The following is an 18,899-nucleotide window of genomic DNA, read 5'->3' as shown; positions in this document are numbered from 1 at the left end:
CGACGATGCTGTCGGTGACCGCATGCGGCCACTCCGGCGACAACGCGAACCATGCTGCGCAGTCCAAGCCCGGCGGCGGCAGCGCGGTCAAGATCACCCTGACCAACAGCGCCGGCAAGGACGGCTGCGCGCTGGACACCACCAACGTGCCCGCCGGGCCGGTCACCTTCACCGTGGCCAACACCAATGCCCCCGGCATCAGCGAGGTCGAACTGCTCCGCGACCAGCGCATCGTCGGTGAAAAGGAGAACCTGGCACCGGGATTGGACCCGGTGTCGTTCACCCTCACCCTGGACGGCGGCTCCTACCAGCTCTACTGCCCCGGGGCCAGCACCGAGTACCAGACCCTGACGGTGACGGGCAAAGCTCCGGCGACGCCGACGGGCACCGTCGCGACCGTCCTCAGCCAAGGCACCAAGGACTATGCGGCCTATATCGTCAACCAGATCGGTCAGCTCAACGACGGCGCCAAGGCCCTCGACGCGGCCGTGCAGGCGGGCAACCTCGACGCCGCGAAGGCGGCCTACGCCAAAGCCCGGTTGTACTGGGAGCGTTCGGAATCCACCGTGGAGGGATTCGTGCTGCCCGGCTTCGCGGTCGGCGACAACGCCGGCAGCCTCGACTATCTGATCGACATGCGGGAGTCCACCCCGGTCGACGCCAAGGTCGGGTGGAAAGGCTTCCACGCGATCGAGCGCGACCTGTGGCAGGCCGGCGCGATCACCCCGGGCACCAAGGCGCTGAGCACCGAGCTGGTGGGCAACGTCGGCAAACTGCACGGCATCGTCGCCACCCTGCAGTACAAGCCCGAGGACCTGGCCAACGGCGCCAGCGACCTGATCGAAGAAATCCAGAACACCAAGATCACCGGTGAGGAAGAGGCCTTCAGCCACATCGACCTGGTCGACTTTTCCGGCAACGTGGAAGGCGCCCAGCAGGCGTACGCGTCGCTGCGCCCCGGCCTGGAGAAGATCGACAACAACCTGGTCCACCAGATCGACCAGCAGTTCCAGAACGTGCTCGCCACCCTGGACGGATATCGCGACCCCGGCGCGCTCGGCGGCTACCGCACCTACACGCCGGCACTGAAGGCCAGCGACGCGCCCAAGCTGACCGCGGTCATCCAGCCGCTGCATCAAAGCCTGTCCACCGTCGCGCAAAAAGTCGTCTCGGCCGGCTGACCATGACCGACGACCCCATCGAACCCACCGACAGCGCGCCGAAAAGCGAAGGCGTGGAACCTGATTCGACGACCGTGTCGCGCCGGCGCGCGCTGGGCGGCGCGGTGCTGGCCGGCCTCAGCGGCGTCGCCATCGGCGCCGTAGGCGGCGGGTTCGCCGGGCACGCCGTGGCGGCGGGGCAGCGCGGCGACGACCACGACACCGTCGACCTGCGCCGCAGCTACCCCTTCTACGGCCAGCCGCACCAGGGCGGAATCGACACGCCGCCACAGCGTTACGCCATGTTCATGTCGTTCTCCCTGGCGTCCGGTGCCGGCCGCACCGAGTTGCAGACCCTGCTGGCGCGCTGGTCGGCGGCGGCCGCGATCCTGCAGCAGGGAAAGCCGGTCGGCACCGTGCAGCCGCAGGTCGACGTGCAGCCCCCGGCCGACACCGGGGAGGCCGACGGGTTGAGCCCGGCCAGCCTCACCGTCACGATCGGGTTGGGGCCGTCGCTGTTCGGCGATCGTTTCGGACTGGCCGCGCGCCGGCCCGCGGTGTTCACCGACCTGCCACCGCTCAACGGCGACAACCTGGATCCTCGCCTGCACGGCGGCGACCTGTCCGTGCAGGCGTGCGCCGACGACCCGCAGGTCTGCTACCACGCCGTGCGCAACCTGGCCCGGCTGGGCCGCAACATCGTCTCGCCGTTCTGGGCGGTGCTCGGCTTCGGCCGAGCCTCGGCCGGCCCCGGCCAGCACACGCCGCGAAACCTGTTGGGGTTCAAGGACGGCACCCGCAACATCGCCAGCCAGGCGGAACACGATCGGTTCGTGTGGGTCGACAACAGCGACCAGCCGTGGATGAACGGCGGAACCTACCAAGTGGTCCGCAAGATCCGGATGCTGCTCGAGACATGGGACGTCGACCGGATCGGCAATCAGCAGCGGATCTTCGGCCGCACCAAGGAAGAAGGCGCGCCGCTGTCCGGGAGGCACGAATTCGACACCCCCGATTTCACCGCCAAGGGCCCCGACGGCAATCCGCTCATCGATCCGATGTCGCACGTCGGCCTCGCCGCCCGGGAGAACAACGACGGCATCATGATCCGACGGCGGTCCTACAACTACACCGACGGCCTGGACGCCAACGGCCAACTCAACGCCGGCCTGCTGTTCATCTCGTATCAAAAAGATCCGCAAGATTTTATCCGGCTGCAGAACCGGTTGGGCGCCCACGACCTGCTCAACGAGTACATCCGCCACATCGGGTCAGCAATCTTCGCCGTCCCGCCCCCGCCCGCTGAAGGCCACTACATCGCCCAAAGCCTGTTCCGCTGAGCAAATTCCGCCGCGCGGCGCGCGGCGGTAACCGCGCCGCCGGTGGCCGGCGCCGATGTGGGCCGGCTCACCGCCGCAGCAGGCCGGCCCGCCGTCACGCGTCGGCGCCCGCCGAGCACCAACTCCGTGAAGCCGCACAATCAGCGAGAAACGGAGAAGTCATATGACCGACGCGCTCGTCATCGACGCCGAAGGCCTGGACCGGCTGTCCTGTAACGCCAAGGCCAACCCCGAGACCGGCAAGAAGACGCTGAAGGCCAAGACGGTGTGCGAGAAGGGATTCCGCAACATGACCTACGTCCGGGACCTGGCGCCCATGCTGGTGGGGGAGCCCCCCGCGCTGCTGGGCGACGACTCGGCGCCCAACCCCTCCGAGACCGCGCTGGCCGCGCTGGGCTCCTGCGTGTCGGTGGGGTTGCTGGCCAACGCCACGCACCGCGGCGTAACGCTGACCAAGATCGAGGTCGAGATGGAAGCCGACATCGACATCTCCGCGGTGTGGGGTGTCGGGGACACCCCGCCGGGAAAGCGGCTCGGGTTCAGCGCGGTGCGCTGCACGGTGAGCCTGGCCGGGGACGCGGACGAGGCCACGCTGAAGGAGATCCACGACAACGCCATCGCCTGGTCGCCGGTGGTGAACACCTTCCGCAACCCGGTCAGCGTCGACTCCACCCTGGTCACCGGATGAGCACCGCGAACTGCGCTGGGCCCCAACGGCATTCGATGCCGGGACGCCGGAGGTGATGGCATGACGGCGACCGTGGATGGCGCAACCGGCCTGCTCGACGCCGCGCTGGTCGAGGACATCCGGGCTCATGCCGCGGTGCTGGACCGCGGCCAGGACAGCGCCCGGCGCAGCTTCACCGCGCTGGGCGAGGCCGGCGTGCTCGGGATCGGCGCCCCGGGCAACCGCGACGGCCGGCTGCCGGTCATGGCCGAGGTGATCCGGTCCATCTCCGGGATCTGCATGAGCACCGGCTTCTCGCTGTGGGCGCACCGCATGACGGTCGAGTATTTGCTCACGGCCGCAACCCCGTTCAGCGCCGCCGCGGTCCGGCCGCTGCTGCGCGGAAGCGCACTGGGGGTCACCGGCATGGCCGCCGCGTTCAAGGAGGCGGCGGGCTGTGGCAGCGTGGAGCTGACCGCCACGCCGGTGGCCGGGGGCTACCGGGTGTCCGGGCCGATCAGGTGGGCCAGCAACCTGTATCCCGATTCGACGATGGTGACCGCGGTGCGCACCGAGGCCGGCGAGCGGTTGATCGTCGCGGTGCCGCTGGACACGCCCGGGGTGATCCTGGGCGAGCACTTCGATCTGCTCGCCCTGGGCAGCACCGCCTCGTCGTATCTGAACTTCGACGGCGCTCACATCGCGGACGAGCAGGTGCTGTCCCGCGATTTCGACGGCTTCCTGCAGGCGGTCCGGCCGACTTTCCTTGTGCTGCAATCCGCGATGTGCCTGGGGCTGAGCCGGACCGCGGTGCGGCAGGCCGGCCTCGGGCTGGGCGGAGTCAACGCGGTGTTTCGCGCCGACGTCGAAGCCATCACCGAGAAGCTGGGCGCAGCCGAGGAAACGCTGGCGAAACTGGCCGCGGCCGTGGGCGGGCCGGCGGCGCCGAGCAAGAAGGAGCTGTTGTCACTTCGGCTGGCCGCGGCCGAATTGGCCGCCGCCAGCGCCGATGTGGAGATCCGCACCGCCGGCGGCAAGGGTTATGCGAGCAGGACATCGGCGAGCAGGCGCTACCGGGAGGCGGCGTTCATTCCGGTCCAGTCCCCGTCCGAGGCGCAGCTGCGCTGGGAGCTGGCCGGATGCGGCTGAGCACGGGTCGATGGTGACCCCGGTGGCGGTGCCGCCGGAGGGCACCGACGCGGGGCGGTTGGTCGGCGGTGTGCCGCTGGCCCGCCTGGTGCGCGACTTTCACCGGCCGATGCTGAATTTCGCCCGCACCATGGTGGATTCGCCGGCGGTGGCCGAAGAGGCCGTGCAGGAGGCGTGGCTGCAGGTGCTGCGATCCTCGGACTCGTTTCAGGGCCGATCGTCGGTCGGCACCTGGCTGTTCGGCATCGTCAAGCACACCGCCGCGCGGCACCGCCGCCGGGAGTCGCGGATCCGCCGTCACGAGGTGCTGGCCGACGCGGACATCGAGGCCGTCGACCCGCTCTCCGGCCGCATGCATCCCGCCGGGCATCCCGATGCCGGCCACTGGAGGGTGCCGCCATCGCGCCGGTTCCTGCCCGAAGACCAGACCGTGCACCGTGAGCTGCTGGGCTACCTGCGCGAGGCGCTGGACGCGTTGCCCGCGCGCCAGCGCCAACTCGTGATCCTGCGGGATCTCGTCGGCATCTCGGCCGAGGAGGCGGCGGAGCTGCTGGAACTGTCCGCCGAGGCGCAGCGGGCGCTGCTCTACCGGGCCCGGGGAAATCTCCGAAACGAATTGGAAAAGCGGTACCAGCCATGACCGTTCCCGACAACACCGTCCCCGCCATCGACTGCGTCGACTTCGTTCGCCTGGTCGACGACCTCGTCGACGCCGACCCGCAGCAGTGGGGGCCGATCGTGGCCAAGCACCTCGACGAGTGCCCGCCGTGCCTGGTCTACCTGCAACAGATGCTCGACCTCAAGATCCTGCTCCGCCATGTCTTCGACGGCGAGCAGCTCGGCGAGCACGACGTGACCCGAATCCTCAACGCGCTCAACACCTTGACGAAAGGCGAACACCGATGACGATCAACGCTTCAGCGCCGCAGCGCCAGGGCGCGGTGGCGGTGGTGGACACGGTCACCGCGTTGCCCGCCGCCGTCGCCGGCGACGGCGGCACCGCGGATCCCTTCGAGCCGCTGACGGTCGGCGCCATGGTGGACCGGGTTTCGGCCATGGCGGTGGAAAAGGCGGCGCACCCGTGGGCGTTCCTGATGCGCTCGTTGGTCGGCGGCGCGATGGTGGCCTTCGGTGTGCTGCTGGCCCTGGTGGTCAGCACCGGCGTCAAGACACCGGGGGTGGCGAGCCTGTTGATGGGCCTGGCATTCGGCATGTCTTTCGTCCTCATCCTGGTGTCGGGCATGTCGCTGATCACCGCCGACATGGCCGCCGGCTTTCTCGCCGTGCTGCAACGGGCGCTGAGCATCCGCAGCTACGTGGTGCTGGTCGCCGTCGGACTGGTCGGCAACATCGTCGGCGCGCTGGTGTTCGTCACCGTGTGCGCCGCCGCCGGCGGCCCCTACCTGGGCGCCTTCGCCGACCGCGCCGCGACCGTCGGTACCCAGAAGGCCGGCCAGCCGTTCTGGACGGCGCTGCTGCTCGCCGTGCTGTGCACGTGGTTCCTGCAGACCTCGATGTGCATGTTCTTCAAGGCCCGCAGCGACGTGGCCCGGATGGCGCTGGCGTTCTACGGCCCGTTCGCGTTCGTGATCGGTGGCACCCAGCACGTGATCGCCAACGTCGGGTTCGTCGGACTTCCCTTGCTGCTCAACCTGTTTCACCCGATCGCCGCGCGCGGCGATATCGGCTGGGGATTCGGCGACCACGGCCTGCTGACCAACATCGGCGTCACCACCGTGGGCAACCTGATCGGCGGTACCGTCTTCGTGGCGCTGCCGTTCTGGATCATCGCGCACTTGCAGCGGCGCCGCCTCCTTTCGACGGGAGCCCTCCGGCCCGACGGCTGAGGACCAAAGCCTCACGACCGACACCCCCTCCGCGGAATAGCATGGTCACCGATGGAGGGAGAATGAAATGTCCGCACCCGTCCAGCAACTCGGCATCGCCGTCGCGGTCGACGGCTCGCCGGCCTCGAACGCGGCCGCCTACTGGGCGGCCCGGGAAGCGGCGATGCGCCACTGCCCGCTGACCATCGTGCATGCGGTGTCGACCCCGACCACCATGTACCCGCCGGTCCCGTACCCCGAGGCGCTGGCCACCAACCTGGAAGACGAAGGCAAACAAGCGATCCTGCACGCCACCAAGATCGCCGAGGAGGCGATGCCGGCCGACCGCCAGGTTCCGATCGGCCGAAAACTGCTCTACTCGGCCCCGGTGCCCGCCCTGCTCGAGCTGTCCGGCACCGCACGAATGCTGGTGCTGGGCAGCGCCGGACATGGATTGCTGGCCCGCGGTCTGCTCGGCTCGGTCAGCTCGGCGGTGGTCCGTCACGCGAACTGCCCGGTCGCGGTCGTGCGGGACGAAGAGCTGCCGGATCCGCACAGCGCGCCGGTGCTGCTGGGCACCGACGGCTCACCGGCCTCCGAACTGGCCACCGAAATCGCGTTCGACGAAGCATCCCGGCGCGGCGTCGATCTGGTGGCCATCCACGCGTGGAGCGACACCGCGGTCACCGAGGTATTCGAAATCGATTGGCCGATAGTCGAAGCCGAAGCGGAGCGGCACCTCGCCGAGAGCCTGGCGGGCTGGCGGGAACGCTATCCCGACGTGACCGTCCATCGCCTGGTCGCCCGCGACCGGGCGGCGCAACACATCATCAGCAGCTCGGAAACCGCGCAGCTGGTCGTGGTCGGCAGCCACGGTCGGGGCGGGCTGGCCCGGCTGCTGCTGGGTTCGGTGAGCAACGCCGTCCTGCACTCGGTGCGGGTACCGGTCATCGTCGCGCGACCGCCGGCCTGAGCACGCGGCCGCGCCGCCGGCCGAACAACCCGGTTCACGCCGGCCGCTCCACCGGGCGAGCGGTGGGACGTAACGCCGCGAGCAGCACACCGGCCGCGAAAACCAGGGCGGTCGGCCACGGGAACCGCCCGTCGGGCGCAAAGCCCTCGGCGGCCACCACGGACAGGGTGTAGGCCGCCAGTGCCGCACCGGCCAGCAGCACGGGTTCGGCGGCGCGCGCGGGCAGGGGAACGCCAAGCAGCGGCAGCGGCGCGGCGAAAAGCCTTCGGGCCCACCACAACAGCACCATTTCGACCGCCGTCACCGCGCTCAGGACGGCCACCCATTCCAGCCGGGCCTGCCACCACTGCACGCTGCCTTCGGGGGGCTGCGGCAACAGCCCGGCCGGATATCCGACGATCGCCACGATCACGACTGGAATCATGTGCCACAGGTAGAGGGCCATGATGTTGTTGTTGGCGATCGAGAGCCCCCGCTCGGCCCGGATGGCGCGCAGCGCGCGGTTGAGCGCGGGTGCAGCCGCCATCACGATTCCGGTTTGGGCGCCGCCGAAGGCCAGCAGCGCCACGGTGGGCGGCGTGGTGTTGTCGATGGTCTGGCCGGGAACCCCGATCATGCTGACCGGATACACGCGCAGCCAGATCAATGCCGCCAGCAGCACCGCCGAGACGCCGGCCAGCAGCCACGGCCGACGGCCCGCCAATGACCCTTCGTGCCAAGCGATCCCGAGCTGATACAGCGTTCCCCAGCCCAACACATAGTTCACCCAGCTGAGGTGGGGCAGATGGGCGCCGATCCGGGCCGCATCGACCACGGCCACCGTCACAGCGAGTGCCGCGGGCACCCACAGCCCCCAACGGCGTTGCACGACAAGCGCAATCGGCGTCAACGACACCACCACCAGATACACCGCCAAAAACCACAGGTGCATGGCCACCGCCCAACCGGCGTACTCGAGCACCGAACCCGCCACGCCGCAGGCGGCCAGCGCGACCACCACCGCCGACACCAGCACCGCATACACCGCGGTCGGCCCGAGGACCCGGGCCAGCCGGCGCTGCAGCCAGGACCGACGGGGCACTCCCTCTTCGTCGTGCCGGTGCGTCCAGGACACTGCGCCGGCGTACCCGGCCACCAGGAAGAAGGTCGGAACCGCCTGGAACGGCCAGGTCAGCCATTGCGTCCAGGGCATGTCCACCAACGGGTTCTGCCGGCCGAACTGCCCGTCGTGATAGGTCACCGATCCGGCCAGCCAGTGCCCGAGCACGATCAGCACCACCCCGGACACGCGGTAATAATCGACCGCCAGATTGCGCGCCGGCCGCGCGCTGTTTGCGTGCTGCATCAGATCGCGGGAAGCTCGACGCGGGACACAGCGCCACGCTACCGTTCGGCCCCGCGCGCAACCACGTCAGGAACAGGAGACGCGCCATGAAGCAGGCTCAACTCGGCGGACTGCAGGTGGGCCGGCTGGGCCTGGGGGCGATGGGAATGTCGGTGGCCTACGCCGGCGCCGGCACCGACGACGCCGAATCGATCCGCACCGTGCACCGCGCCATCGAGCTGGGTGTGACGCTGATCGACACCGCCGAGGTGTACGGCCCCTACGTCAACGAGGAACTGTTGGCCCGAGCGCTGCGCGGGCGGCGCGATCGGGTGGTGCTGGCCACCAAGTTCGGCCTGATCTCGCACACCGGCCGCGACGGCCTGGACAGCAGCCCCGCCAATATCCGTGTCGCCGTGGATGGTTCGCTGCGCCGGCTGGCCACGGACCGCATCGACCTGTACTACCAGCACCGCCTCGACCGCCAAACCCCGATCGAAGACACCGTCGGAGCGCTGGCCGAACTGGTCGCCGCCGGCAAGATCCGGCACATCGGTCTCTCCGAGGTCGGGGTGAATACCATCCGCCGTGCGCACGCGGTGCACCCGATCACCGCCGTCCAATCGGAGTACTCGCTGTGGACCCGCGACCAGGAAGACGAGATACTGCCGGTGCTGCGCGAACTGGGGATCGGGTTCGTCGCCTACTCACCGCTGGGCCGCGGCTTCCTCACCGGCGCTATCCGCTCCGCGCACGAGCTGCCCGACACCGACTACCGCAGGACCAACCCGCGGTTCGCGGAACAGAACTTCGCCCACAACCTGCGCTGCGCCGACGAATTGCGGGACATCGCCGCGGACGTCGGCGCCACGCCGGCCCAGGTCGCGTTGGCCTGGTTGCTGGCGAAAGGCCCCGACATCGTGCCGATCCCGGGCACCAAACGCGTCGCCCGCCTGGAAGAAAACGTCGGGGCCGACGCGCTGGAGCTGACTACCGAGCAGCTGTCCCGGCTGGATCGACTCACGCCGCCGGTGGGCGGCCACCACGCCGACGCGCAGCTGGCGTGGATCGACCGCTGACCGAACCGGTTAGTCGGCGGTCGCCAATGCCGCTGTGCCGTACTTCTTTTCGATCAACGTCCACGGGTCGGCGTAGGGGCCGCGTCCCTCCAGCCGGCGCTGCACGATCAAGATGGTGCGCAGGAGGGGCCGCAGCAGCGGCCCCAGCAGTCGCAGGGCGAGCCGGCTGCGGCCCTGCGATTCGGCCAGCCAGGCCACCGTCTGGCTCCAGTCGTGCTCCTGGAAGTCGAGCAGCTGCTGGGCTTCGGTGGTGTCGTACCAGCCGGTGAAACTCCAGCCCCGGTCGTCGGCCGGGTTGCCGGGCAAACTGGCCGACGGGCCGAGCCGGCCCAGCCCGACGGCCTCCATCATGGCGTCCTCCAGTTCGCGCTGGGTGAGCACGTAAGACTCGTTGCCGCCGATGAGCAGCACCTTGCCGGAAATGGTGGCCGCACGATCGACGCCGTTGGCGAAGGCCAGCGCCACGTCCCGCGCATCCACCGCGTGCATCCGGTTGTCGCTGGGCATCGATCGCATCAGCAGCAGGTAGTCGCCGTTGATGGAGGCGTGGGTGTCCGGCGAGATGATCCCGCCGAGCCGGAACAGCGCATACGGCAGCCCGCTGGCCCGGATTGCCGCCTCGGCCAGCACCTTGTCCTGGCCGTATTGGTCGATCGGGTTCACCGGGGTATCCGGGGTGATCCGCTCCGGCTGGCGGTAGGGGTTTCGCGACCCGTAGACCGCGGCGCTGGAGGCCATCAGGAACAGGGGCGGGCGGGGCAGCGCCGTGCAGGCGGCCAACAGGTTCTCGGTGCCGCCGACGTTGACTCGCCGGGCCAGGTCGGGTTTGCGATATGACAGCGGGGAGACCACGGCGGCCAGGTGCACGACGGCGTCGGGCTGGTGGGCGGTGACCAGGTCCCGCACCGCCTCGGCGTCCAGCAGGTCGGTGTAGGCGGGAATCAGCGTGCCGGGATAGCCGCCGGCGGCGAGTTCGGTTGCGACGGCGGCGGTGTTGTCGTTGCGCAGGTCCATCGCGACGACGGTGCGTCCGCGCTGCAGCAGAAGCTGCGTGCAGCGCTTGCCGACCTGTCCGAACGCGCCGGTGACCAGAACGGTGTTGGCGGTCATGGCCGGGTCACCGATCCATCAGGCGGCCGGCGATGGTGCCGATCGCGGCGCGGATCCGGGGGGAGACGTAGATCGAGAAGAGGGGAGTCACGATGTCCTCGCGCAGTCGAGTTAGCTTGGAGCTCTTGATGAACCACTGGCCGTCGATGTTTTCGTAGGTTTCGTGGTAGTGGCCGTAGCCGACCAACGTTATCCCGGGCCCGAAGCGGACGACGTCTTGCAGCGCCCACGTCCCGCGCGCGGTCGTCGCCGAGGTGAGCTCGATCTCGGGGTTGTGCACCTGATGCGCCGTGGGCTGGGTGGCGCGGCCGAGTGCCCGGCGGGTGAAGGCCACGAAGTCGTCGGCGCCGGCGATCACCGCGCCGCCGGCTTCGGAGGTGTCGCTGAGGAAGTCGTCGGTGAAGATCGTCCGCCAGGCCGGCCAGTCCTTGGTGTCCAGGTAGCGGCAGTAGCGCGCCTTGAGTTGCTTGATGGATTCGATCGCCGGCAGGGTGTCGGCGACCGCGCTGTGCGCGCGCTCGGTCATTGCGGCTCGATTCTTCTCGCACGGGTCTGCACGTGACGTTTTCCTGGCGAAGTGTAAACCCGTCAGCCTTTGAAGTAGACGACCTGATGGCTGCTGGCCAGCAGCCCGCCCTGCCGGGTCCACACCCGGGCGCTCTGGTCGAAATAGCCGCGGTCGAAGCGGTTGGCGTGGGCGCTGGCCAGGACGAAGTCGTCGCCCACGGCGTCGAGCTCGTGTTGATCGGCGTGGAAGTAGGTGGTCAGCGAGATGGTCCCGGACGGCACGAAGCCGCCGCGGCGCAAGAACACCCGCGGGTAGAAGATGTCGCACAATGCGGCCAGCGCCGGATAATCCACCGGGCGTCCCGCCTTGTCGCGGACCCACAGCGTGCTGGTCGACGACGGGCTGGGATCCGCGTCTCGCCCGGGCATCGCCCCTTCGACGTACCGCATGTCGTAGCGGCCGGTCCACCGAACCAGGCCCGGATCGACGCTCGGCAGCCGCTCGGGCGGCGGGGTGCCGGGCGGCCGCGCTTCGGTGTCCGACCAGCTGTCGCGCCGCAGCGCGAAGATCGCGGTGGCGGTGGTCTTGACCACGTCGTCCTGGCTGAGCTCGACAATCCAGTGCTGGTTGGTGCGGTTGGTGCGGGCGGCCCGCAGTGTGACGTCGAAGTCGCCGTCGGCGATGGGCGCGGCATAGTTGACGGTCAGGGCAAGCGGGTCGCCGATGCGGTCGGGGTGGGCGTGGACGGCGCTGAGCAGCGTGGCGGCCGTGATGCCGCCGAACGGTCCGACCATGTTGGCCCACTCCGGGTGGGTGCGGCCACGCCGGGCATCGGCGCCCAGCGTGTCGAGGCGCAGCGCTTCATCGAAAACATGTGTGTCGGTCATGGCGGTTCGACGCAGATTACTTGCGGGCGACGCCGCGACCGGACACCGGGTCTCGCGGACCCGGCCGGTCCGTTCGTAGGGAGCTGTCTGTACACCCGCCGCGGCGGTGCTGTACAGTCGCCCAGCACAAGGTCGACGCTGCAACGAGAGGCCATCCGGTGACGTCGGAGTCGGTCGAGGAATTTCGGGGCCGGGCCAGGGCCTGGCTGGCCGCGAACATGCCGCGACTCGATCCCGCCCGGGCGGCGCTGCTGCAGCGCGACGAGCTCAGCTCCTGGTACCGGGCCCGGGAATTGCAAAAGCTGCTCTACGACGGCGGATTCGCCGGAATCTGTTTCCCGCGCGAATACGGCGGGCTCGGGCTGAGCTACGAATACAAGAAGGCGTTCGACGCCGAGTCGGTGGGTTACGAGACGCCGCTGCTGCTCAACGTCCCGTCCTTCGCCATCTGCTGCGCCACGATCCTGGACATGGGCAGCGAGCAGCAGAAGCGCACCCACATCGCGGCCGCGCTGCGCGGCGAGGAAGTGCTGGTGCAGTTGCTGTCCGAGCCCAGCGGGGGATCGGACCTGGCCGGTGTGCTCACCCGGGCCGAGCGCCGCGGGGATCGCTGGATCATCAACGGCGCCAAGACCTGGAGCACGTGGGCGTTCGCAGCGGACTACGGCCTGTGCCTGGCCCGCACCGACTGGCAGGTGCCCAAACACGAAGGCCTGACCATGTTTCTGGTGCCGCTTGCCCATCCCGGCGTCACCATCAATCGCATCCGGCAGGTCAACGGCTCGGTCGAGTTCTGCGAAGAGTTCTTCGACGACGTCGACGTGGGCGACGACGCGGTGCTGGGTGAACCGGGGAAAGGATGGGACGTCGCGTCGCGGCAGCTCTATCACGAGCGCCGCACGATGGGAGACGGCTCGGAGTACACCAGCGGCCCGGGAATCGCTGAGGCCCAAGACGTTTCGGTCGATCTGCTGTCGTTGATCGACGCCGTCGGCGGTCCCGGCGACCCGCGGCTGCAGGAAGCGGTGGGTCGGGCGCTGGTGCACCGGGCCGTGCACGGACAGCTCAGCGAGCACGTCTTTCACGCCGTGGTCGACGGAACCCTGCCGCCGGCCGCGGGATCGATCATCCGCCTGTCCATGGCCGAGGTGCACAACGTGGAAACCGACACCGCGCTGGCGGTGGCCGGCCCGGCGGCCGTGGTCGACGGCGCCGGTGGCCTGCTCGACATCGGGACGCGCTATCTGGGTCGTCAGATCGCCAGCATCGGCGGCGGCACCACCGAGATGGCGCGCAACGTGATCGGCGAGCGGGTGCTCGGCTTCCCGCGCGAGCGCGCCGACGACCGTGGCGTCCCGTTCAACCAGGTGCGGCGCGGCAGAAACCCAGGAGGCCAACGCAATTGAGTGACCGACTTCGTGACATCCGGGAGTTGGCCGGAGACACCGACGCCTACCGCGACGAACTGTACCGGCGCTGGACCGGTCTGCTGAGCTACCGCTACATCGGCCGCAAACACTCGTCGATGAATCTCGGCGAGACCGACGACACTGTCACGATCCGCCGCGACATGCGCAACGAGGCCGGCGGAATCATGGTGGCGCCGTTGGCTATTTCCTCCCCGGAGGGCTGTCAGACCGACATGGTCGCCGTCCCCAACCCGGTGATCGCGTCGGTACAGATCATCGACCCCGGCTACGACGTGAAACGGGTCGAGATCGTCGGGTCCGGCATCGTGCACCAGGGCCGCACCATGGGCTACGGGCGATGCACCATCGTCGACGCCGATAACCCCGGGCGGGTGATTGCGTTCAACGAGGGGCAGGGAGCGATCATCGGCGTTCCGCCGGAAGGCCTTGACCGGATGGATGTTTCGGGCACCGAATTGGTGATCGAGGATTCCGACGAGCTGCCGCCGCTGTGGCGGGCCTTCGGCGCGAGCCGGCGCGGCGACGGCCATTGGACGTTGCCCGAGCTGAGCACCGAGTTGGCATCCCCGGACGCCGCGCTGCACATCGGCCCCCAGCACGTCGTCCTCGAGACCGCGGCCATCGATCTGGCCGCCGAGGTCGCGGGGACCAGGAAGCTGCAGGTCGTCAGCTGGCACGTGATGTTCATGTCGCGCGGCAAGGTGGGCCCGTTCCGGGTGGAGGGCACAGCCCACCCCGGTGGGTCCGGCCGCGTCGGCGTGCGGATGCTGCTGCACGACGAGGGCAACGCCGACAAGGCCGTCACCTCCGCGGCGGCAATCTTCGAGGTCGTCGGCTGAGCCGGTCCCGGCTGCTGCGCCGGGGTCAGATGCCCCTAACGCGGGTATTACGGCACAAAGTCCCTCCCGACAGAGGACGTCGTCCCCTCGTGCGGCCGCCGTGACCCGACCACGATCGGGGTGAGCAGGCAAGGAGAAGGGTCGACCGACATGACCAACCGCTTTCCCGACGAGGGCACCATCCGCACCGTCCTGGCCCTGGCGTCCCGTGCTCCGTCCGTGCACAACACGCAACCGTGGCGATGGCTGGTGGGGCAGGAGAGCCTGCATCTGTATGCCGACGGTGGCCGGCAACTGCCGAACACCGATCCCGACGGCCGCGACTTGATTCTGAGTTGTGGTGCGGCGCTTCACCACTGCGTCGTCGGTTTCGCGGCGGTGGGATGGCAGGCCCGGGTGACCCGGTTGCCCAACCCGGCCGACCCCGATCACCTTGCCGCAATCGAATTGTCCGGCGGCACAGCCGATCCCGTCGACATCGCGCTGGCCGCGGCGATACCGCGGCGGCGGACCGACCGGCGGCACTACAGTTCCTGGCCGGTACCGGTGGGGGACATCGCGCTGATGGCCGCCCGGGCCGCCCGCAATGGAGTGACGCTGTGCCAGGTCGAGGACGCCGACAAGCTGCACGAGATCGTGAAGCAATCGGTCTGGGACCACATGAATCGCGACTACCTCATCGAGCTCGCCGCGTGGAGTGGACGCTACGCCGCGGTCGCCGGGGTTCCGGCGCGCAACACACCCAAGTCCGATCCCGGCGCCAAGATTCCGGGACGGCTGTTCGCCGGACCCATGTTGGCGATGCCATCCGGATCGTCTGCAGCCGAGGACAATTCGGTACTGCTGGCGCTGGGCACCCGCGGTGACGACAGGTTGGCCCGGCTCCGCGCCGGCGAGGCCACCAGCATGGTGTTGCTGACCGCGACGTCGATGGGCTTGGCGAGTTGCCCGGTCACCGAACCGCTGGAGGTTGCCGACACCCGGGAGGCGGTGCGGACCGAAATCTTCGGTGGCAGCAACTACCCGCAGATGCTGCTTCGGATTGGCTGGCCACCGATCAACGCCGACCCCTTGCCGGCGACACCCCGCCGCGAACTCTGCGATTTCGTCGAATGGATGACCGACCGGGAACCGGGCATCGCCGAATAGCCGGGGCGCTTCGGCGAAAGTGATCTCCCCACTAGCCGGTTCGCCCGGGCACCGGCAGAGTTGGGGTAGCCGGGAAGGAGGACTCGATGATCGAGATGTTGCCAGACATGCCGCCGGGAGTGACCGGTGTCCGGGTGTCGGGCCGGCTGAGCGGGCAGGAACTGCGCGAGGTCAGGCCCACTTTGGAGAAGTCGCTGAAAAGCGGCGAGATCAGGATCGTGGAAGTCATCGACTCCGATTACCAGGGCTTCGGGCCCGGCGGACTGGTCGAGGATCTCAAGCTCGGCCTGGGCGCGGTCCTGCCGCACCACTCGGCATTCCGGCGCATCGCGGTCGTCTCGGACAAGGAGTGGGTCGCGCACACCTTGCACGCGCTGGCCTGGATGGTGCCCGGTGAGCTCGCCGTGTTCGGACTCGGCGAGCTCGAGCGTGCCAAGCAGTGGGCCGCGGGCGCGGACTCGTAGCAGGGAGCCGCTGACCCGAGGTCTAACGACCCTAGCGTGCGCGGCGGCGTCGCCCTACGTTGGGCAACGGTACCGGCTTGCCCACCAGGTCCGGCACTTGCCCAAGGGGCGCAAGGGTAATCGAGCAAGCGCGCAACGCGGATGCCGCGTTGCCTTCCGGCGGCCGGCGTCTGTGGTTTATGCGGCACGCGGGACGTCCGGCGTCGAGGTCGTGGCCGGCGTGGACAGCGAAGTCACCGGCTTCCAGCCGACGTAAGCCAGATACAGGCCTACCACGCCGACGACGACGTCGCCGCTTACCCACAACGCGGTCATCCGGACGGCGGCGTCGGCGGCTGCCATGAACGCATGCGGAAAGGCCATGAGAAGCAAGGCGCGTACCGCGAAAACCCATCCCACCACCGAGACCGTGACGGCCGGCGCGCCTCGCCAGCACCGATGCAGACCGATGATGACCAGCGACGCCAACAGCAGGAACCCGCCGGTGACCAACGGCAATGCCGAGTTCGACTCGAAATCCGACAGCAGCTTGCGCATGTCCGACGCACGGGCCACGGTCGTCGCGGTGAAGACGACCAGGAACGGGCCGAGCACACGGGCGAACATGCGGGTGCGAAGCTCCGGTGGTCTTGTAGTGCTCATGTGCCACACCTCCATTGGTGACGGGTCGCTCGGCGTGTGCGATTTGCCCCCTCATCCGTAGCACTGTGCGTGACCCCGGGCCAGGGACCGAAAGTCCCGCACCGTGGGGACATTGGTCGACGTGCGTCGGCATGACCGCGATCGCGTGCCGAAGCGCGGGTTCGACGGGACCTAGGACCCTAGCGCCGGCGGCGTGGACGGCCGAAGGTCGTAGGTGGTCGTAGCTAGCGGACAGGCAGGTGACAGTGATGATGCAAATGACCGCGGATACCGAGGTGATCACGGCGGCAATCGAATTGGCGTGCCATGCCCCGTCGCTGCACAACAGCCAGCCCTGGCGGTGGGTCGCCGGCAGCACCGGCGTCGATCTGTTCGTCGATCCGCGCCGAACAGTGAAATCGGCCGACAAATCCGGTCGCGAGGCGATCATCAGCTGTGGCGCCGCACTGGACCACTTCCGGGTCGCGATGGCCGCGGCCGGCTGGAGCAGCAACGTCGCGCAGTTTCCTAACCCGAACAACCTCGACCACCTCGCCTCGATCGACGTCGTGCCCACCGAGTACGTCGCCCGGGCTCGCCGCGACCTTGCCGACGCGATACTGCGTCGCCGGACGAACCGGCTGCCGTTCCGGGCGCCCAAGCACTGGTCGGCGCTGGAACCGGTGCTGCGCGACGCGGGGCGAGATCACTCCGTCGCCCTCGACGTGTTGGGCCCGGACGCGCGGCCGGGCCTGATTGAGGCGGCCAGGCTGGCTGAAGCCCTGCGCCGCTACGACGACGACTACCACCACGAATTGGATTGGTGGACATCGCCGTCCAGAAAATTCGACGGTATCCCCGAAAGCGCTCTGGTGTCCGAGGCCGACGATCGCCGGGTCGACGTGAACCGCCGATTCCCCGTCGACCCGCTCGACGAGCGCAGCTCCGCGGGCAGCTACGACGACGCGAAAATCCTTGTGCTGTCCACCCCGGAGGACACCCGGGCCGACGCCCTCCGAGTCGGGCAGGTGCTGTCGCGGATCTTGCTCGAGTGCACGGCGGCCGGACTGGCGACCTGCCCGGTGACTCATGTCACCGAGCTGGAAGCAGGCCGGGACCTGATCCGGCACCTGATGGCCGATCCCGCCGCGGTGCCCCAGGTGTTGATCCGGGTGGGCGTCGAACCGGAGGGGGAGTTGCCGCCCCGCCCGACGCCGCGGCGACCGCTCGGCGACGTCGTGCAATTCCGGCCGCTGTCCGATCGCTGAAACCGCTTCCAGGGCCGTGTCTTCGGGGCCAACGGGCCGCCCAGCCTATTTCGTGAGGAGTACGACATGTCCGATCCTGAACACCGCGGCATCCTGGTCTGCGTCGACGGATCGGCGGCGTCCGACGCCGCGGTGGCGTGGGCGGCCCGCGAGGCGGCCATGCGCGGCTTGCCCATCACCGTCATCCACGCCGTCGCGCCCGTCGTCGTGGGCTGGCCGGTCGGGCAGTTGTACGCCGACATGCCCGCATGGCAGCAAGAGGGCGCGCAGCGGGTCATCGACCAGGCCCGCAAGATCGTCATCGCCAACCAGGGCGGCGGGACACCGTCCGAAATGCGCACCGAGATAATCTATTCGGCCGTGACGCCGACGCTGATCGACGCGTCGCGGGACGCCTGGATGATCGTCGCCGGAAGCCAGGGGCTCGGGGCGTTGGGCCGGCTGCTGTTGGGTTCGGTCACCGCCGCACTCCTTGCGCATGCGCACTGCCCGGTGGCGGTCGTCCACACCGATGACCATGCTGCTCGCGCCGCCGACGCGCCCGTGCTGGTGGGTACCGACGGGTCACCCGCCTCGGAGGCCGCGATCGCCCTGGCGTTCGACGAAGCGGCTCGCCGGGGCGTCGGCGTGGTGGCGCTACACGCCTGGAGCGACGTCGGCGTGTTTCCCATTCTCGGCATGGACTGGCGCGACAGCGAGGCGAAGGGCGAGGAACTGCTGGCCGAGCGGCTGGCCGGCTGGCAGGAACAGTACCCGGACGTGCATGTGAAGCGATTGGTCGTGTGCGACAAGCCCTCTCGGTGGCTGGTCGCGGAAGCCGAGCGCGCTCAACTAGTCGTCGTCGGCAGCCACGGACGGGGCGGGTTCCCCGGCATGCTGCTGGGTTCGGTCAGCTCGCATGTCGCGCAATCGGCGACGGCGCCGGTGATCGTGGTCCGTGGGCGGTGACCGTGCGTCACGCCCATCGCATGTCCGGCTGGCTGCTCAGCGCGCCACCACTTCGCGAGCGGCCGACGAAGGTCTGTCGTCCATGCGGTTGGGGACGAAAGTCTCCTGACCGGCCGCGGTTTCAGACATAGCGTGTCCGATGACGGAGGGAGAACGA

20 protein-coding genes are annotated in these 18,899 nt (G+C 69.1%); 15 read left to right on the top strand and 5 right to left on the bottom strand.

Going from position 1 to position 18,899, the window contains the following annotated elements; translation table 11 throughout:
• The first annotated feature begins 5 nt into the window (after positions 1–5).
• The 8 genes from efeO (at position 6) to NF20_RS04835 (ending at position 7,115) form a co-directional block, all read left to right on the top strand.
• Positions 6–1,181 carry an iron uptake system protein EfeO gene (gene efeO, locus NF20_RS04870; RefSeq protein ID WP_172975538.1) on the top strand — a complete coding sequence of 392 codons (1,176 nt, stop codon included), beginning with the start codon at positions 6–8 and terminating at the stop codon, positions 1,179–1,181.
• Positions 1,182–1,183: 2 nt separating this feature from the next.
• Complete coding sequence (gene efeB / locus NF20_RS04865) at positions 1,184–2,500, top strand: iron uptake transporter deferrochelatase/peroxidase subunit (RefSeq protein WP_033710848.1); 1,317 nt, start codon at positions 1,184–1,186, stop codon at positions 2,498–2,500.
• A gap of 163 nt (positions 2,501–2,663) precedes the next feature.
• A complete protein-coding gene (locus NF20_RS04860; protein ID WP_009976745.1) occupies positions 2,664–3,188 on the top strand; it encodes an OsmC family protein in 525 nt (174 codons plus the stop codon).
• A 60-nt stretch (positions 3,189–3,248) separates the two neighbouring features.
• The gene (locus NF20_RS04855; protein WP_033710847.1) at positions 3,249–4,316 is read left to right on the top strand and encodes an acyl-CoA dehydrogenase family protein; all 1,068 of its coding nucleotides are present in this window, start codon (positions 3,249–3,251) and stop codon (positions 4,314–4,316) included.
• Positions 4,317–4,326: 10 nt separating this feature from the next.
• Positions 4,327–4,956, top strand: coding sequence for an RNA polymerase sigma factor (locus NF20_RS04850; RefSeq protein WP_033710846.1), 630 nt, complete (start codon positions 4,327–4,329; stop codon positions 4,954–4,956).
• Positions 4,953–5,222 carry a hypothetical protein gene (locus tag NF20_RS04845; RefSeq protein ID WP_003876728.1) on the top strand — a complete coding sequence of 90 codons (270 nt, stop codon included), beginning with the start codon at positions 4,953–4,955 and terminating at the stop codon, positions 5,220–5,222. The genes NF20_RS04850 and NF20_RS04845 overlap by 4 nt, the downstream gene beginning before the upstream one ends.
• A complete protein-coding gene (locus NF20_RS04840) occupies positions 5,219–6,163 on the top strand; it encodes a formate/nitrite transporter family protein (RefSeq protein ID WP_009976750.1) in 945 nt (314 codons plus the stop codon). Before NF20_RS04845 ends, NF20_RS04840 begins: the two co-directional genes overlap by 4 nt.
• Positions 6,164–6,230: 67 nt before the next feature.
• Entirely contained in the window at positions 6,231–7,115 is an 885-nt protein-coding gene (locus NF20_RS04835) for a universal stress protein (RefSeq protein WP_033710845.1), read from the top strand.
• A 34-nt stretch (positions 7,116–7,149) separates the two neighbouring features.
• Here the strand turns inward: NF20_RS04835 and NF20_RS04830 are convergent, their stop codons facing one another.
• Positions 7,150–8,460 carry an acyltransferase family protein gene (locus NF20_RS04830; RefSeq protein WP_033710844.1) on the bottom strand — a complete coding sequence of 437 codons (1,311 nt, stop codon included), beginning with the start codon at positions 8,458–8,460 and terminating at the stop codon, positions 7,150–7,152.
• Positions 8,461–8,546: 86 nt separating this feature from the next.
• On the opposite strand from NF20_RS04830, the gene NF20_RS04825 reads away from it, so the two are divergent.
• Positions 8,547–9,518 carry an aldo/keto reductase gene (locus NF20_RS04825; protein ID WP_033710842.1) on the top strand — a complete coding sequence of 324 codons (972 nt, stop codon included), beginning with the start codon at positions 8,547–8,549 and terminating at the stop codon, positions 9,516–9,518.
• Between the two features lie 9 nt (positions 9,519–9,527).
• Here NF20_RS04825 and NF20_RS04820 read toward each other — a convergent pair whose 3' ends face one another.
• The 3 genes from NF20_RS04820 to NF20_RS04810 all read right to left on the bottom strand — a co-directional run bounded on the left by NF20_RS04820 (position 9,528) and on the right by NF20_RS04810 (position 12,023).
• The gene (locus tag NF20_RS04820) at positions 9,528–10,628 is read right to left on the bottom strand and encodes an NAD-dependent epimerase/dehydratase family protein (protein ID WP_003876723.1); all 1,101 of its coding nucleotides are present in this window, start codon (positions 10,626–10,628) and stop codon (positions 9,528–9,530) included.
• 7 nt (positions 10,629–10,635) lie between these two features.
• A complete protein-coding gene (locus tag NF20_RS04815) occupies positions 10,636–11,154 on the bottom strand; it encodes a nuclear transport factor 2 family protein (RefSeq protein WP_033710840.1) in 519 nt (172 codons plus the stop codon).
• A gap of 62 nt (positions 11,155–11,216) precedes the next feature.
• Positions 11,217–12,023: an acyl-CoA thioesterase gene (locus tag NF20_RS04810; protein ID WP_033710839.1), complete on the bottom strand. Its 807-nt coding sequence runs from the start codon at positions 12,021–12,023 to the stop codon at positions 11,217–11,219.
• Between the two features lie 158 nt (positions 12,024–12,181).
• Between NF20_RS04810 and NF20_RS04805 the strand changes: the two genes are divergently transcribed.
• The 4 genes from NF20_RS04805 to NF20_RS04790 all read left to right on the top strand — a co-directional run bounded on the left by NF20_RS04805 (position 12,182) and on the right by NF20_RS04790 (position 15,905).
• A complete protein-coding gene (locus NF20_RS04805) occupies positions 12,182–13,429 on the top strand; it encodes an acyl-CoA dehydrogenase family protein (protein WP_033710838.1) in 1,248 nt (415 codons plus the stop codon).
• On the top strand, positions 13,426–14,292 hold the full coding sequence (locus NF20_RS04800) for a hypothetical protein (RefSeq protein WP_033710837.1): 867 nt from the start codon (positions 13,426–13,428) through the stop codon (positions 14,290–14,292). Before NF20_RS04805 ends, NF20_RS04800 begins: the two co-directional genes overlap by 4 nt.
• A 150-nt stretch (positions 14,293–14,442) precedes the next feature.
• Positions 14,443–15,441 (top strand): Acg family FMN-binding oxidoreductase, encoded by a 999-nt coding sequence (locus NF20_RS04795; RefSeq protein ID WP_019732502.1) that lies wholly within the window; start codon positions 14,443–14,445, stop codon positions 15,439–15,441.
• 86 nt (positions 15,442–15,527) lie between these two features.
• Positions 15,528–15,905 (top strand): STAS/SEC14 domain-containing protein, encoded by a 378-nt coding sequence (locus tag NF20_RS04790; RefSeq protein WP_009976763.1) that lies wholly within the window; start codon positions 15,528–15,530, stop codon positions 15,903–15,905.
• Between the two features lie 177 nt (positions 15,906–16,082).
• On the opposite strand, the gene NF20_RS04785 is transcribed toward NF20_RS04790, so the two are convergent.
• Positions 16,083–16,511 (bottom strand): hypothetical protein, encoded by a 429-nt coding sequence (locus NF20_RS04785; protein ID WP_019732503.1) that lies wholly within the window; start codon positions 16,509–16,511, stop codon positions 16,083–16,085.
• A gap of 281 nt (positions 16,512–16,792) precedes the next feature.
• Here NF20_RS04785 and NF20_RS04780 point away from each other — a divergent pair, with 281 nt between their 5' ends.
• Together NF20_RS04780 and NF20_RS04775 are read left to right on the top strand one after the other, a co-directional pair.
• Complete coding sequence (locus NF20_RS04780; protein WP_019732504.1) at positions 16,793–17,794, top strand: Acg family FMN-binding oxidoreductase; 1,002 nt, start codon at positions 16,793–16,795, stop codon at positions 17,792–17,794.
• A gap of 66 nt (positions 17,795–17,860) precedes the next feature.
• Positions 17,861–18,742 carry a universal stress protein gene (locus NF20_RS04775; protein WP_033710836.1) on the top strand — a complete coding sequence of 294 codons (882 nt, stop codon included), beginning with the start codon at positions 17,861–17,863 and terminating at the stop codon, positions 18,740–18,742.
• Positions 18,743–18,899 lie beyond the last annotated feature (157 nt).

It is taken from the genome of Mycobacterium sp. MAC_080597_8934, assembly GCF_000523975.1.
Lineage (GTDB): Bacteria > Actinomycetota > Actinomycetes > Mycobacteriales > Mycobacteriaceae > Mycobacterium > Mycobacterium avium.
This window is presented reverse-complemented; position numbering and strand designations above follow the sequence as displayed.

Excerpts from the sequence above, each read along its gene's own strand:
- efeO (WP_172975538.1), top strand. The coding sequence starts at position 6 with ATGCTGTCGGTGACCGCATGCGGCCACTCCGGCGACAACGCGAACCAT.
- efeB (WP_033710848.1), top strand. The coding sequence starts at position 1,184 with ATGACCGACGACCCCATCGAACCCACCGACAGCGCGCCGAAAAGCGAA.
- NF20_RS04860 (WP_009976745.1), top strand. The coding sequence starts at position 2,664 with ATGACCGACGCGCTCGTCATCGACGCCGAAGGCCTGGACCGGCTGTCC.
- NF20_RS04855 (WP_033710847.1), top strand. The coding sequence starts at position 3,249 with ATGACGGCGACCGTGGATGGCGCAACCGGCCTGCTCGACGCCGCGCTG.
- NF20_RS04850 (WP_033710846.1), top strand. The coding sequence starts at position 4,327 with ATGGTGACCCCGGTGGCGGTGCCGCCGGAGGGCACCGACGCGGGGCGG.
- NF20_RS04845 (WP_003876728.1), top strand. The coding sequence starts at position 4,953 with ATGACCGTTCCCGACAACACCGTCCCCGCCATCGACTGCGTCGACTTC.
- NF20_RS04840 (WP_009976750.1), top strand. The coding sequence starts at position 5,219 with ATGACGATCAACGCTTCAGCGCCGCAGCGCCAGGGCGCGGTGGCGGTG.
- NF20_RS04835 (WP_033710845.1), top strand. The coding sequence starts at position 6,231 with ATGTCCGCACCCGTCCAGCAACTCGGCATCGCCGTCGCGGTCGACGGC.
- NF20_RS04830 (WP_033710844.1), bottom strand. The coding sequence starts at position 8,460 with ATGCAGCACGCAAACAGCGCGCGGCCGGCGCGCAATCTGGCGGTCGAT.
- NF20_RS04825 (WP_033710842.1), top strand. The coding sequence starts at position 8,547 with ATGAAGCAGGCTCAACTCGGCGGACTGCAGGTGGGCCGGCTGGGCCTG.
- NF20_RS04820 (WP_003876723.1), bottom strand. The coding sequence starts at position 10,628 with ATGACCGCCAACACCGTTCTGGTCACCGGCGCGTTCGGACAGGTCGGC.
- NF20_RS04815 (WP_033710840.1), bottom strand. The coding sequence starts at position 11,154 with ATGACCGAGCGCGCGCACAGCGCGGTCGCCGACACCCTGCCGGCGATC.
- NF20_RS04810 (WP_033710839.1), bottom strand. The coding sequence starts at position 12,023 with ATGACCGACACACATGTTTTCGATGAAGCGCTGCGCCTCGACACGCTG.
- NF20_RS04795 (WP_019732502.1), top strand. The coding sequence starts at position 14,443 with ATGACCAACCGCTTTCCCGACGAGGGCACCATCCGCACCGTCCTGGCC.
- NF20_RS04790 (WP_009976763.1), top strand. The coding sequence starts at position 15,528 with ATGATCGAGATGTTGCCAGACATGCCGCCGGGAGTGACCGGTGTCCGG.
- NF20_RS04785 (WP_019732503.1), bottom strand. The coding sequence starts at position 16,511 with ATGTTCGCCCGTGTGCTCGGCCCGTTCCTGGTCGTCTTCACCGCGACG.
- NF20_RS04775 (WP_033710836.1), top strand. The coding sequence starts at position 17,861 with ATGTCCGATCCTGAACACCGCGGCATCCTGGTCTGCGTCGACGGATCG.